Raw genomic sequence first — 14,290 nt, forward strand, 5'->3', positions numbered from 1 at the left:
ACCACCATTGGAAAGTGATCTACACCTGCAACAGATCATCATTCTCCTTAGTTGTCTAGAATTATTATGGCGCGAGAGGAGTGATTACTACGCTTCGGGAAATCTAACCATCTACTACAACGAGGAACAACTAAAAAAACGTGATTTCTGTGGTCCAGATTTTTTTGTGGTTTTAGATACCGAAAAACGTCCCCGCAAAAGTTGGGTAGTTTGGGGAGAACAGGGTAAATATCCGGATGTAATTGTCGAGATTCTCTCCGATTCTACGGCCAATATTGACCGCAATAACAAGAAAATTCTCTACCAAAATACCTTTCGCACTCCTAATTATTTTTGGTTCGATCCCAATAGTTTAGAATTGCAGGGATTTAGACTAATTGAGGGACAATATCAAGCCATTTCTCCCAATGAACAGGGTTATCTGTGGAGTGAACAGTTAGGATTATATTTAGGCATATTTGACCGTAAACTGCGTTATTTTACCGCCGATGGTCAATTAGTCCCCACTCCTCAAGAAGCGGAATTACAGCAACGACAGGCAAAAGAACAGGCTATTTTAGAGAAAGAACAGGCTCTTTTAGAGAAAGAAAGGGAACGACAAGCTAAGGAAAAATTGGCCCAAAAATTGCGAGAATTAGGCATCGATCCCGATACAATTTAGGGGAAATATTATTTTCTAGTAGTTATGGTGACAGCAGCGCCCCTAGTGGGTGTAATTATGGGCAGTGATTCCGACTTACCCACCATGAAGGAAGCGATCGCAGTTTTAGAGGTTTTTCAGATTAGCCACGAAGTCGCCATCGTCTCGGCCCATCGTACCCCCGAAAAAATGTTTGAATACGGCAAAAACGCTCATTTAAGGGGAATAAAAGTGATTATCGCTGGAGCCGGCGGCGCTGCCCATTTACCCGGGATGGTAGCATCTTTAACTCCCTTACCCGTGATTGGAGTTCCCGTAGTCACACGCACTTTACAAGGGCTAGACTCTCTCTATTCAATTGTACAGATGCCCGCAGGCATTCCCGTGGCCACGGTGGCGATCGGTAATGCCAAAAATGCCGGACTTTTAGCGGTTCAAATTCTCGCCACCGGTAATACTGATCTTTTAGAGCAAGTTATCGCCTATCGTCAATCCCTCACCGATTCCGTCCTCGAAAAACAAAGCAATCTTCAACGACTAGGCTATCAAGACTATCTAGGGCAGAGTTCACCTAAGTAGGGTAGATTGAGAAAAGATTAAGTAACAAATTATTAAGTAATTATGCGTTGGATCACCGCTTGTGTATTGAGTCTATTACTCTTTTTTGCCCTACCGATGGCCGCTTATGCCGATAGCCCGACTATTAGCGAAGAACAGATGAGAGAAGGGGAAGTTATCGCCGAAAAAGCCCTAGAAGCCACAGAAAAAGGGGATTACGTCCAAGCCGAAAACTATTGGACCGAATTAGTCGCCAAATTCCCCACTAACCCCGCCGTTTGGAGTAATCGCGGCAATGCCAGAGTCAGCCTCAATAAATTAGAGGATGCGATCGCTGATTTTAACCAAGCGATCGCCATTGCCCCCGATGCCCCCGATCCCTACCTCAATCGCGGCACCGCTTTAGAAGGAGAAGGCAAATATCAAGAAGCGATCGCCGATTATAATAAAGTTTTAGAACTAGATCCCAATGATGCCTTTGCCTATAACAATCGCGGCAACGCTGAGGGCGGTTTAGGGGACTGGGAAGCCGCCGTCAAAGACTATCGCCAAGCCACTCAACTAGCCCCGAATTTTGCCTGGGCGCAAGCTAATCTGGCCCTGGCCCTGTACGAATTGGGCAGATATCCGGAAGCAGTCCAAAAAATGCGGAATATTGCCCGCAAATACCCCATGTTTCCCGATGTCAGAGCCGCCTTAACCGCCGTTTTATGGACCCAAGGACAACAGGGAGAGGCGGAAAGCAATTGGGTAGCCGCCGTCGGCATGGATACCCGCTATCAAGACCTCGATTGGGTAAAAAGCGTGCGCCGTTGGCCGCCAAATATGGTTCTAGCCTTAGATAAGTTTCTTAACTTAAAGTAAAGAAGGACTAAATAGCAATTTTTCTGGCAGTAGCGGGACTGAGAGGCAAATTATCTGGAAATCGGCGACTAAGATACAGTTGAGATGTGCTGGGTTGTACTGCATTTAAACTGCGTCGGGGAATTTTTAGTACAAATGCTCGAACTTCCTCGACCCAGATATGGTTAAATTATCATTTCTGGACGACCGGCTACTGTTCCCCGTTCCCCAAAAAGAAAACTTTGCACCTTACCATTAAGATAACTGCTGTATCTGCAATGGCCTTTTTTACTCTCACTCACATTAACCATGACCGAGCCAACCCAATTAAACTATCACGATACCTATTCTTGTCCCGTCTGTCGCCATGGTAAAATTGCCGCTTTACCACTAATGGAAGCCTATGCTTGTAACTTTTGTCAACACATTTTTACTGCTAATTTAGAACAACAGGTTTTAAAAATGGCCGATAGTCAATTACCCTTAACTTGGTATTGGAATGGTAAGTATTGGCAGGGTTTACCGAGAGAAGGAATGGAGATGGCAGGTTTTTACTTAATTATCGGTTTAGGATTTGTGATTTTTCCCACGGCAATTGTGGCTACGGGGGCCTATCTTTTTCCTCCAGTCGAGGGGAGTCCTTTGTCATGGTTGCCTCTATTTTGGTCGATTTTAACCTTTGTTTGCCATGGTATTTGTTTACTCTGGTTAATTATCGAATATTATCAGTTTCCCGTTAATATGTATCTGCGGGCCTTGGCTCGTCGTTGGCAAAATTCTGTCGTCACTAGATTATTATCCTAGTAGTGATTCAATCCCAGACAGGGGAGCAGGAAGTGGGGTGTAGGGTGTGGGGATAAAAAATCTGATAACTGATAACTGATAACTGATAACTGTTCCCTAAATTATCCCCAAAGGACAAAATTGACCCGATAATTCTAGTTTATTGTTTTGCAGCAGATATAAACCGTATTCAATTCCTTCTACTACTGCTTGATAGGAAGCTTCCAAAATATTACTAGACACTCCCACGGTAGTCCATCTTTGTTGACCGTTACTTGACTCGATTAAAACCCTAGTTTTCGCTGCCGTCCCCGAACCACTATCGAGGATTCTCACTTTATAATCGGTCAGGTGAAAGTTAGCAATTTCGGGATAGAATTTGACTAAAGCCTTTCTTAAAGCTCGATCTAAAGCGGCCACCGGTCCGTTACCCTCGGCCACTTCTAATAAATCTTCCTCTTTTACCCGTACTTTAATTGTAGCGATCGCATTACCACTATCCCGCAGCATATCACAATAAACTTGGAATCCTTTTAATTCAAAAAGGTGGCTTCTCTGTCCCAAAGCTTCCCGCATTAATAACTCAAAACTAGCTTCGGCTGCCTCAAATTGATAACCCTGACTTTCCAAGATTTTTAAACGTTCCAAAATTTGCCGGCAGGTGGGATCATCTTTATTTAAATCGATGCCAAAACTGCGCGCTTTCGCTAACACATTACTTAATCCCGATTGGTCAGAAATGACGATGCGGCGCTGATTCCCGATCGCTTCCGGGTTAATATGTTCGTAGGTGAGGGGATTTTTCGCCACCGCAGAAACGTGAATACCACCTTTATGGGCAAAAGCGGAACGTCCGACGAAGGGAGCATGATCATCTGGGGCTAAATTGACCATTTCGCTGATTTTTCGGCTAGTTCCCGTCAATCGGCCTAATTGATTTTCTTCTAGGCAAGAAAAGCCCATTTTTAACTGAAGATTGGGAATTAAAGTACATAAATTGGCATTGCCGCAGCGTTCCCCATAACCGTTAATTGTGCCTTGAATCATGCGTGCGCCCTCGTTAACTGCCGCTAAGGAGTTAGCCACGGCGGTTCCTGCGTCATTATGAGCATGGATGCCTAATTTAGTCCCATTTTCGTTATCAGGATCGATGCCCAATTGCTCCCGCACTTTCTCCACAATCGGGGCGATTTCTTGGGGTAAAGTGCCACCGTTGGTATCACAGAAAACTAACCATTCGGCCCCAGCAGCTAGGGCGGTTTTGAGGGTTAAAAGGGCGTATTCGGGGTTATTTTTGTAACCATCAAACCAATGTTCGGCATCATAAATGACTCGTTTTCCCTGACAGCGTAGATACTCGATCGTATCTCCTATCATGGCTAAATTCTCCTCCAGACTGGTTTTTAAGCCCTCTGTGACGTGCATATCCCAAGATTTGCCGAAAATTGTCACCCAACGGGTTCTAGCGGCGAGAATGGCGGTTAACATCGAATCTTCCCGGGCCTCGATATGGGGGCGACGAGTGGAACAAAAAGCGACTAATTCCGCTTGTTTTAGGGGTTCTTCCTGCATTTTCCAGAAAAATTGACCGTCCCTAGGGTTTGCGCCCGGCCAACCGCCTTCGATAAAAGGAATACCCATTCTATCTAATTCCCTGGCGATTTTAATTTTATCTTCTAGGGAGAGGGAAATACCTTCTCGCTGGGCCCCATCCCGGAGAGTAGTGTCATAGACCCAAATGCGCTTACCATTGTTCATAGAAATAGTCAATAAGTGTTAATATTAATTAATAACTGTAGCCACTTAAAATCACGTCCCTAATGCCTAGAATAACAGTTTACGGTCAAACAATCACCTGCGATCGAGGTGCAAATCTCCGCCGCGTATTATTAAAACATGACATTTCTTTGTATAACGGCGGTTCCCAGTTGATCAATTGTCGCGGCATCGGCAGCTGTGGAACCTGTGCGGTGGCAATTGTGGGCGAAGTTTCTGCTATCAATTGGCAGGAAAAAGCGCGTCTTTCTTTACCTCCCCATAACCCCGATAATCACCGTCGTCTTGCTTGTCAAGTCAGAGTTTTTGGTGATATTGAAGTGACTAAATACGATGGTTTTTGGGGACAAGGAGACTCAGTGATCACTGATCACTGAGCAGTTTTGAGTTTTCAGTGAACAGTATTAAGTGTTAAAGTGTTAAATTATTAACTGGCAAGTTCGCAGCCTTCTTTTCACTGATTACTGATGACTGATTACTGCGGGTCGATCTCCTATCTGTGACTTTCCCTCACCTATAGGTGAGCAGCAGCAGTTATTCAAAGAGGACGCAGGCAATCATTAGTGTCAACTTAAGGAAATAGCCGCCCAAATTTGTTGAGAGAGAGCATCCCTTTGCCTGTGTCGTTTACTTTCAGCTTTAACTAAGCCAAAAAGTTGAGCTCCGTCGGCTAAATAACTTAGCACATTGGCTGAATGCTGCCACTATCATCATTATCTTACTGGCCAATTGCACTTTTTGCTCTGGGGCGATTTTGAGTCTTCTTCTTAACTGCTCTAGGGTTGAGCCATCTGCTATCCAGATAGCAGTAAATTTTGGTCTAACTCTTGGCCATCGGGCTTTTCTCGGCAGATTTTGCGGTTTTTCCTGACTTTTCTCTAACACCTGTTTGAGCAGAACTGACCAGATTTCACAGGGTAAGTGGATCAAGCGTTTGGAGACAGCTTGTTTACTTACTTCTCAAGGCTTTACCCATAATAATCCTTCTTCTTTTAAGACTCTTACTGCTTCACTTAATCCCGCTATTTGACAATAGACTAAGCTCAATACTAAAGGGACCATTACTGGTGGATTTAAAAGCCTATTTCTCATTAATTTCTCATGATTTACCTGGAGATATTTTAAGGGAGCAAATAAAGTGGGTGTTAAGTATTGAGTTAATTCTTCTACCATGGGAGGAATTGCCAAGGTGGGTGACTGACATTAACGGCGTAAGTCGGGATTCCCCTCTTTTTTCGCTCGTTGCTTAGAGTGCGTTTCCCCTGACTCACCTCTGATTTCTCTGGGCTATTTTACCATTTTTTACTTCCTTTCTCTGGGATGATCAGCTACTCTTGATCATTCAGCTTCTTGCTTAAGTTGACACCAATGACCGCGGGAGCCCAAAATGTCCTCGAGATATTTCGACCAAATTGAGATGCACAACCCAGAAACCATCACCTCTATATATTGTTACATTCCCCAAGATGTTTTGACGAAAAAGCTTCCTTGTAGAAACTACGATTGAGAACATTTTCAATACTTGATTTTTTCTGAGAAAAAAAATTACGATTCTTCACCTTGATAAAAATCAATCATACTAAATTCGGTTATTAAAAACTGATTATCTATTACCTCTTTTGCCTTTTGCCTATTGCATGAGTGCCTGTCCTCATAAGTAGCCTATACTCAACGGATTGAGTCTCATTGTCGCTATAGTCCCCACGGGGAATCGGTGTTAAGCAATATATTAGTAAAAATTATCAATTGAATGTTAAGAAGTGCAAAAAGTGGGATAAATTTTCTTTTGCCTGTTAGCTGCACTGAAAAAATGGGCATACTATAGGGATGTAGTGGGTTGTACAGTCTTAACTGGCTCTATTCCATGTCATCAGCAAACGAGAAACTTCCTACCAAGCTGTCTTCCTTTGCCCAAAAGTTAGTGCAATCGGGTTATGTCACGATCCCGCAACTACAAAAGGCAATGATCGAGAGGCAGAAAAGTCATCTACCTCTAATCGAAATTTTACCCCTGATCACCGGCCGTCCTTTACCCAAAGAGGTACTGGCATACTACCGACTCGAACAACTGTCAAAATTAAAAGCCAAGTATGGGGTAGAATATCTTGACCCTGAAAGTGAGACCCTCGACTGGAGAGAAATCGAGAATCTGTTTCGCACGCTCCTTCCCTTGGAAATTTGCCGTCGTTATCGGATCCTGCCCCTACAAAAACAGCAATCCGCTGCCAATGTCCTGCACCTAGCCATGGTGGATCCGGCTAATCAGGAGATTCTCGATGATTTACGTCGTATCCTCCGAGATCAAGAATTGCAGTTTGAACGTCGTGTCATCGATCGAGCAGATTACCATAAATTGGTCGAAATCTATCATTCTCGCCAAGAAGAAGCCCTATCTAGCCGTTTTCTTCCCGAAGAACAAGAGCTAGAGACCATAGTTGACATAACCAGCCTTTTTGAAGATGGCCAATCTCTCCCCCATCCCCAGCACAAATTAGCCGACAAGGATCTCGGTCTGATTCAACAGGCCAATCAAAGGATGATCGTCAGTGTCGTTAATAATATCCTGCTTCAAGCCATCGAAAGTAAAGCCACGGAAATTCACCTAGAACCCCAAGAAAATCAATTAACTGTCCGTTTTCGCCAAGATGGTCTCCTGCGTTCTGCCTGGGAACCGATTTCTCCAGAAGCGACCCCAGGGATTATCTCACGGTTTAAAATTCTGGCTAACCTCGATGTCAGCGAAAAATCGCGACCCCAACAGGGAAAAATGACCATAACTTTTTCCGGTCGCAAAATAGATTTTCGTCTCCACACCCTACCCCGTCCACAGGGAGAAAAAATTCTCCTGCGGGTTTTTGATTCTCGATCGCCACTTTGGCTCCTCGATGAGTTGATTACTAGCCAAGAAACCTGTAAACTGGTACGCACCATGATCGATCGCCAGGCGGGGTTGATTCTGCTCACCGCACCGGCCGGAGGCGGTTGTTCCACCAGTTTCTATTCTCTACTAGCCCATCGAAACCGGGGTGGGGTTAATATCGCTACCCTGGAAACCTCGATCGAACGCAGCCTTAACGGTATTACCCAAGTGGAAATCGCTGATGGTCAAGGCCGAGATTATGCCTCGATTTTGCCCTCTTTGCGCCATCAAGACCTGGATATCATCGGCATCGATCGCCTGGCGGATTCTGCCACCCTTACCCATGCCCTAGAAGCGGCTTTGACTGGACATTTAGTTATCTCTAGTTTACCCCTCAATGATGCCTTTGCCGCGATCGCTCGCCTCCATCAATTAGCGGAGCCGGCCCTAGTGGCTGATAACCTAATTGGAGTGATCAATCAAAGACTGGTGCGACGGGTTTGTCCGGTTTGTCGGCTGAAACATCAACCAAAAAGGGAGGAATTAGCTAAATTTGGTCTTTCTCCCGCCCAAGCTGCTCAATACAGCTTTTATAAAGCTAATTCCCTCACTGCCGAAGAAATCATCCAAGCGCGGGAAAAAGGCAGATTATGCCGTCATTGTCACGGCAGCGGTTATCATTGCCAGATTGGGGTCTTTGAAGTAATCACGATTACCCCTGACCTGAAAACTTGCATCGCTGGCAAGAAACCCGCCGATATACTCAAAAAAGCGGCAACACGGGCAGGATTCAAGTCTCTCCTCGCCTACGGTTTGGAATTAGTCCGCCAAGGTTATACTACCCTAGAGGAAATCGAGCGCGTCATGGCTGATCAATTAACTTTACCCTCCCTCTCTGCTGCCAATAATCCTGAGATTCCCCCGGATGTTTTCGGGAGAATCGAGGCGATCGAGCAGTTATTACAGGCTCTCAACCGTGAATTACAGTCACTAAAGCGAGAAATTAGCCTAAATTCGCCCATAGCTTCCCCTGAGAGCGCAAATCCAACTACTATCGACCAGGAGTTGCCTGATTTGACTAATCCAGTCCTTCCTTCCCGAAACTGGTCATCGGACAAAGAAGCGATCGTTTCCGATGATCCTGTTTATGAGGAGTTAACCGACCCCGGCGATTGGGAACAGTTAAAACGGGAACTAGACCAGAATCAAGAACTGATCGTCTCCTCGCCAGTCGATACCTTTTTTCCTTCCGCCCTCGATCCTTGGTCTTAGTCGGGGAAAAGAATTAAAATTTAACCTGGACAATATTTGAGAACTAAAAAGTAATGACCACAGAATTAGAAACCAAAAAAGTTACTCCTACTCGCTGTTTAGTTGGTGCGGCAATTTCGGCAGCACTGGGGACAATTCTCTATTATCTCACGGCAGCGATCGGTCATTCTTTTTACTCAAAACCAATGGTTGCTCACAGTCCGATCGCCTTGAGAATTGGCAGTGCTGTCCGGACTTTAGTTTTTGGTTTAGCTTCTCTAGGAACCTTTATTTTTGTTTTTGTCACCATTGGTTTAATTCTTTTGGCTATCCAATTACTACTTAAAGGCCCTCAAAAAATATAAATTATGAATTATGAATTATGAATTGGAAGTGGGGAAGTGGGAAAGTGGGGAGCTTTTCAGTGTTGCCAAAGGCACGGCGTAGCCGTCCAGTAAACAGTAAACAGTGAACTGATAACTGATAACTGATAACCGATTAACGGACATTTTGAGCGGTAAAATCTTCGATGAGTTGTTCTAAAGCGGCCGAGGAGGCGCGGGTAATCAGAAAACATCTAAACTCTTGGCCTTGACTAAGATATTGGGAATAGGCCGCCTGTAAAAAAGGTTTATAGCTGGGGTTTTTGCGAATATAAACCTCAAAAAAGGCCAAAGATAGGGAATGGGCGTAACTATCGATCAGATATGGTGCTGGCAGGGTAAGATCGGCTACGGATTCGATCGCTTCGTTAATTCCCGCATCTAGTACCGAAAAATCAACGTGAGCTTGACCTTCAATCAGAGCTAAATATTTATTTTCAGTATTGAGCAGGGGAAAAGAGCGCACCTGTTCAAAAATAGCGGGGGTAGCGGGATCGTAGGTTCCTGCCGCCACAAAAGTGGGAATTTCGATCTTAGCCAGTCCTTTAGCCCCGAAAATACTCCAATTAAACGGATTAACCGCAAAAATCGCTTTTATTCTCGGATCGCGAAAGTTGTATTCTTCTCGGGGTAAATCCAAAGCACGACACTGCAGCAAGAGGGAGAGATTGAGAAAAGCTAATCTTCTTTGACAGTCCCGTTGTAAATTCTCGAAATCGATCGTCGCTCCACCTACAGCTAAGGCTGTATAACCGCCGAAGGAATGTCCAGCGACTCCCACATTATCTAAATCTAATTGCCCCTGAAATTCCCTAGCGTTGCGTCTTTGCAATTCATCGATCACAAAAGATATGTCCAATGGACGATTGACAAATTCGTTGCTATAAAAAACCATCCGCGATAAACCGGCGAGCAGATTCTGCACCTGTAGGGTATCGCTACCGGGATGTTGGGGCATGGCAACGAGATAACCGTAACTAGCCCAATGTTCCGCTTGTCGGACAAAATCTTCAGGACGGGAAGCTAAACCGTGGGAAAAGACGATAACAGGGGTTTTCTCGGTTAATTGCCCCTTGGGTTTGACAATGATTAGATAAAGTTCCCTCTGACGACGGCTATCGGTTAAATCCAGCCGCATTTGTTCCACTTGTTGCGGTCCCGGTTGTCGGGGGTCGGTCATGGCGGTAAAATTAATTTCACCGGCCTTTTTAGCTTCTTTTAAGGATAATTGCGCCACCTTTTCCGTGAATACTGTGGTGGCTTTCAGGACGATATCGATCGCCCGGGCTAATCTTTGCACTCTGGTGACATCAATCTGCATATTAGTGGGCAGATTACGCAGCAGGTTAAGAATAGTTACCCCTTCCGGTTCAAAGGCTGATTTAACTAGGGCAGAACGCAGGGCAAATTTACCATTAATACCCCCTTGAATGGTGATCAGTTCCCCTAAAAGGGTTAGGATATCTTCCCCCATTCTGGTGTTAAAAAAGCGCGAGATCAGGACGGGATTAACTTCTTTACTTGTGGTTAAAGCTTGGCGAAATTCTTTTTGTTGTTCGGCGGTTGTATTACCTAAATATTGTCTTAGATTAGCGTCAATTCTGCCAGTTTTGGCAAAGTTTTCTAGGGAACTAATTTCTAGGGTACGACTAAAGGGCACTAAGATAAAAGTGATTCTCTCGGCCGAGAGGACAGGAAAGCTAGTCAGTATCGTTCCTAAGCAACCCAGAGCGATTGAGCGGCTAATTTTGGCTAATTGCAACAAGTTTTTCTGCTCCTTTTCTTCCTGCGATCTTATTCCTCCTGGATTATAACAGTAACCTAGCAGTTTTTAACGGTTTTCTTGTTTGATTATCAACAAAAGTTATCAATTTACCTTGATCGATAATCTTGACCTAGAATAAGTACCTGGGCAAAATTAATTATACATATCTCACTACTTTTTGCATGAGTGTATGAGTGCCTATCCTAACCAAGAAATTAATTTTCTACGACTACTTAATAGGTAACAAGTCTCGAAAATTTCCATCTTGCCGATTTCAAGATTTCAGGGTAAAAATGCCAAAGTTGCCACCACTTTCACACCAAATTCTTCCTCAAAAACAGGTTTTTTATAGTCTAAACTCCATAATTCTAAAGCACAATCATCTTCAGCATTATTGGGAAAAAGATGCAGATGTAGGGTTCTATACTCAGGATCGTACTTACATTCAATCTTTTTAATCGCTCCTATTTGTCGTCGATCTAAAGCCACAGCCAAGCGCAGTATAGCACTTAAATGTCTGATCATATACTGATAGTATTCCGTTAATTTCATAAAATCATCGTGTCTTTTCTTCGGTTTACTTTTGCGGTGATAACGAGCGATATTAGCGATAACTTCTAACTCTATTTCTGTATAGCCCAACAGTTCACCATTGCGAATTAAATAATAGGAATGTTTATGATGGGCCGCATGACTAACATATAAACCACTATTATGTAAAATTGCCGCCGCCCATAATATATCTTTAGCCTCCTGATTCCAGGAATGTAATTGACCTTGAGTTTGCTCGAACAAAGACAGGGAAAATGTCGCTATTCTCTCAGCAGATTCTAAATTAACTTGATACTTTTTGCCTATTTTCAAGACACTGCGCTGGCGGATTTCACTCTGATAAAGTAACCGATTATCAATTAACCCGTGGGTCAGCATCCAATCGACGATTACCCCTTCTCGCAAGGCCCTTTCACAGAGAACTAACTTATCAACATCTAACATGGTCATCGCTTCCAAAAGCACGATCGAACCGGCTAGAATTATCTCGGCCCGTTTATCGGACATCCCCAGAATTGCCAGTCTTTGGTGATAGTCCAAAGTGGCGAAACGTTTGACTAATTCTTTGACATCTTTGCGGGTTAATTGATAGCCATTTAAAGGATTGGGAATTTCCCCCAATTTCTCCAAAGCATGGATAGTCATCAAAGTTTCGATCGTCCCAGAAGTTCCCACTAACCGCGGCACTTCTCCCAGCTGTAAATGATGTTTAATTTCCTCTACTGCCCGCTCTAACATTCCGCGGGTGTATGCCCTTAAATAGGCCAATTCTGTGGTACTAATGGGATCGGTGGTCATGAAATCCTGGGTCAAACGCACCGCGCCGATTTTGGTACTACTAAGAAAGCGAATTTCTTGACTATCAGCTAAGATTAATTCCGTGGAACCGCCACCGATATCGATAATAATATGGGCTTGATTTTGGAAATCCATCCCCGAGACGACACCGAGATAAATCCGGCGCGCTTCCTCCTGTCCAGAGATAAGATTTACAGAAATACCGACTTCTTTCTCGATTAAAGCCAAAAATTCGTCACCGTTGGCCGCTTCCCGGGTGGCGCTGGTGGCGACGGCAATAATCTGATCCGCATGGAGACTAATAGCTAAATCGTGACAGCGTTTTAAAGCTGCGATCGCTCTTTCCATGGCTACTAGGGTTAATTTACCGGTTTTCCGATCTCGATCGCCGAGACGAACTGTATCCTTTTCTCGGGCAATAATCGTAAAAGCGGGTAAAGACGGTTCAATTTCCACCACTACCATGTGAACCGAATTCGTACCAATATCGATCGCCGCTAGGATTTGGGCATCGGGGACTTTTGCCAGGGGAGCTAGTCCCTGATCGGGTGTAACTTGATTAGAAATATTCACCATCGCTTATCAGTGATCAGTTACCAGTCGGTGGATAGGGGTTAGGGAAAAGGGCAAATAACCTTATCGAGCATCGGCAGCTAACTCCGCTGCCGCTGACACCCGATCGATCGGGGTTGGTCTTATTATCCCTCTAATTGTCCGCCTCGGCGCCGCAATTTTAGCTTTGTATAGCAGTTATCGAAAATTTGGGTTGAAAACCCCGTGGTAGAACGACGGCTTTTCTTGCTTCTTAATAGAGTATCTGAGAACTGCCAAAGGCTTAGATCCCACAGAAGAAACAGAATAACCAGGAGACCAAAGAGCATCTTTCCCCTCTGGTTTAGGATAGCCAGCTTGTCCATGCCTGCGACTAGAAACCCATTTTATCCTAAATCCTGTTTAAAAAGTATAGGATAGTGGGGTGTGGGGAGAAACAATTCATAACTTGAGAGTGATCAAAATTCTCCGTCGTCAAGCTTCCCAAGCTGAAAGTTTAGGTGACAGGGGAACCCGTTATCTCTACGAACAAATCCCCCTGAAAACCGAAGAAAGGGCCTATCATCTCAGTCATTTCTTAACCCGAGACAGTTTAACTGTTGCCTTTGTTGGTCATAGTGCCAATTAATAGCATCTGGGTCAATCATCTCCAATAGAGGGTCGAAGACTAGACTCTCTTTTTTTATGGCCATTTTCACCCCCTGGGGAACAGCTTATCTGTGGATTCCACTTTTTTCCACTTCTGTCACCCAGAATTATGGGACTGACATCACCCCAAACCCTCTCGTATTCTAAGGTTATCGACAGGAAAGAGAGGTAACAACCATGTTAGTCAGCCACCAAAATCCAACTTTTGTCCGTAACTACTTAATCGCAGTTATCTCCGTGGTGATGATGGGTGTGGGAGTTGCCGATCTCGTCAATAATCCCTCTCGAATCGCTCAACAAAACCGTCTTGATGGTTATGGTCGCTATGTTAGCGCTGGTTTGGTTAGTGGTGCGGTCAATAATATGCGTTAATTTGCCTCTGATTCTCAATCCTGTTGAAAAGGTGTGAGTAATTATGAATTATGAATTATGAATTATGAACTGGGGAGAATAAATAAAAATAATCTCCTGACTCCTGACTCCTGATAACTGATAACTGATAACTGATAACTGATAACTGATAACTGATAACTGATAACTGACTCCTGACTCCTGACTCCTGATAACTGATAACTGATAACTGATAACTGATAACTGACTCCTGACTCCTGATAACTGATAACTGATAACTGATAACTGATAACTGACTCCTGACTCCTGATAACTGATAACTGATAACTGATAACTGATAACTGATAACTGATAACTGATAACTGATAACTGATAACTGACTCCTGACTCCTGATAACTGATAACTGATAACTGACTCCTGACTCCTGATAACTGATAACTGATAACTGATAACTGATAACTGATAACTGATAACTGATAACTGATAACTGATAACTGATAACTGATAACTGATAACTGATAACTGATAA

At 44.0% G+C, this 14,290-nt stretch carries 14 protein-coding genes and 1 pseudogene; 9 read left to right on the forward strand and 6 right to left on the reverse strand.

The features are described 5' to 3' along the window. From ACE1AQ_RS09780 to ACE1AQ_RS09795, 4 genes are all read left to right on the forward strand, one after another. On the forward strand, window positions 1-661 hold a 661-nt coding region (locus ACE1AQ_RS09780), incomplete at its 5' end, for a Uma2 family endonuclease (RefSeq protein WP_374808329.1). Window positions 662-685: 24 nt separating this feature from the next. Beyond that, window positions 686-1,219 (forward strand): 5-(carboxyamino)imidazole ribonucleotide mutase, encoded by a 534-nt coding sequence (gene purE / locus ACE1AQ_RS09785; RefSeq protein WP_066029554.1) that lies wholly within the window; start codon window positions 686-688, stop codon window positions 1,217-1,219. 42 nt (window positions 1,220-1,261) lie between these two features. Continuing rightward, window positions 1,262-2,062, forward strand: coding sequence for a tetratricopeptide repeat protein (locus ACE1AQ_RS09790; protein ID WP_110545098.1), 801 nt, complete (start codon window positions 1,262-1,264; stop codon window positions 2,060-2,062). 288 nt (window positions 2,063-2,350) lie between these two features. Beyond that, entirely contained in the window at window positions 2,351-2,845 is a 495-nt protein-coding gene (locus tag ACE1AQ_RS09795; RefSeq protein WP_008205728.1) for a hypothetical protein, read from the forward strand. Window positions 2,846-2,941: 96 nt separating this feature from the next. On the opposite strand, the gene cimA is transcribed toward ACE1AQ_RS09795, so the two are convergent. Further along, on the reverse strand, window positions 2,942-4,582 hold the full coding sequence (gene cimA, locus ACE1AQ_RS09800; RefSeq protein WP_008205730.1) for a citramalate synthase: 1,641 nt from the start codon (window positions 4,580-4,582) through the stop codon (window positions 2,942-2,944). Between the two features lie 62 nt (window positions 4,583-4,644). Between cimA and ACE1AQ_RS09805 the strand changes: the two genes are divergently transcribed. After that, on the forward strand, window positions 4,645-4,977 hold the full coding sequence (locus tag ACE1AQ_RS09805) for a 2Fe-2S iron-sulfur cluster-binding protein (protein ID WP_008205732.1): 333 nt from the start codon (window positions 4,645-4,647) through the stop codon (window positions 4,975-4,977). A gap of 262 nt (window positions 4,978-5,239) precedes the next feature. Here the strand turns inward: ACE1AQ_RS09805 and ACE1AQ_RS09810 are convergent, their stop codons facing one another. Next, window positions 5,240-5,530 carry a hypothetical protein gene (locus tag ACE1AQ_RS09810; protein WP_008205735.1) on the reverse strand — a complete coding sequence of 97 codons (291 nt, stop codon included), beginning with the start codon at window positions 5,528-5,530 and terminating at the stop codon, window positions 5,240-5,242. A 30-nt stretch (window positions 5,531-5,560) separates the two neighbouring features. Beyond that, on the reverse strand, window positions 5,561-5,788 hold the full coding sequence (locus ACE1AQ_RS09815) for a hypothetical protein (protein ID WP_216644853.1): 228 nt from the start codon (window positions 5,786-5,788) through the stop codon (window positions 5,561-5,563). A 676-nt stretch (window positions 5,789-6,464) separates the two neighbouring features. On the opposite strand from ACE1AQ_RS09815, the gene ACE1AQ_RS09820 reads away from it, so the two are divergent. Next, window positions 6,465-8,732 carry a GspE/PulE family protein gene (locus ACE1AQ_RS09820; RefSeq protein ID WP_008205739.1) on the forward strand — a complete coding sequence of 756 codons (2,268 nt, stop codon included), beginning with the start codon at window positions 6,465-6,467 and terminating at the stop codon, window positions 8,730-8,732. Between the two features lie 53 nt (window positions 8,733-8,785). After that, a complete protein-coding gene (locus ACE1AQ_RS09825; RefSeq protein ID WP_008205740.1) occupies window positions 8,786-9,076 on the forward strand; it encodes a DUF3082 domain-containing protein in 291 nt (96 codons plus the stop codon). A gap of 133 nt (window positions 9,077-9,209) precedes the next feature. On the opposite strand, the gene ACE1AQ_RS09830 is transcribed toward ACE1AQ_RS09825, so the two are convergent. Together ACE1AQ_RS09830 and ACE1AQ_RS09835 are read right to left on the reverse strand one after the other, a co-directional pair. Beyond that, the gene (locus tag ACE1AQ_RS09830) at window positions 9,210-10,859 is read right to left on the reverse strand and encodes an alpha/beta hydrolase (protein WP_110545100.1); all 1,650 of its coding nucleotides are present in this window, start codon (window positions 10,857-10,859) and stop codon (window positions 9,210-9,212) included. Between the two features lie 282 nt (window positions 10,860-11,141). Next, the gene (locus tag ACE1AQ_RS09835; RefSeq protein WP_106909025.1) at window positions 11,142-12,785 is read right to left on the reverse strand and encodes a Ppx/GppA phosphatase family protein; all 1,644 of its coding nucleotides are present in this window, start codon (window positions 12,783-12,785) and stop codon (window positions 11,142-11,144) included. A 430-nt stretch (window positions 12,786-13,215) separates the two neighbouring features. Between ACE1AQ_RS09835 and ACE1AQ_RS09840 the strand changes: the two are divergent. Together ACE1AQ_RS09840 and ACE1AQ_RS09845 are read left to right on the forward strand one after the other, a co-directional pair. Then, a pseudogene (locus ACE1AQ_RS09840) lies at window positions 13,216-13,389 on the forward strand (DNA starvation/stationary phase protection protein); the annotation flags it as partial. A gap of 197 nt (window positions 13,390-13,586) precedes the next feature. Further along, window positions 13,587-13,781, forward strand: a complete 195-nt coding sequence (locus ACE1AQ_RS09845) for a hypothetical protein (protein WP_002738625.1) — start codon at window positions 13,587-13,589, stop codon at window positions 13,779-13,781. Between the two features lie 62 nt (window positions 13,782-13,843). On the opposite strand, the gene ACE1AQ_RS09850 is transcribed toward ACE1AQ_RS09845, so the two are convergent. Continuing rightward, on the reverse strand, window positions 13,844-14,290 hold a 447-nt coding region (locus tag ACE1AQ_RS09850; protein ID WP_374808334.1), incomplete at its 5' end, for a hypothetical protein.

It is taken from the genome of Microcystis sp. BLCC-F209 (assembly GCF_041928595.1).
Taxonomy (GTDB): domain Bacteria; phylum Cyanobacteriota; class Cyanobacteriia; order Cyanobacteriales; family Microcystaceae; genus Microcystis.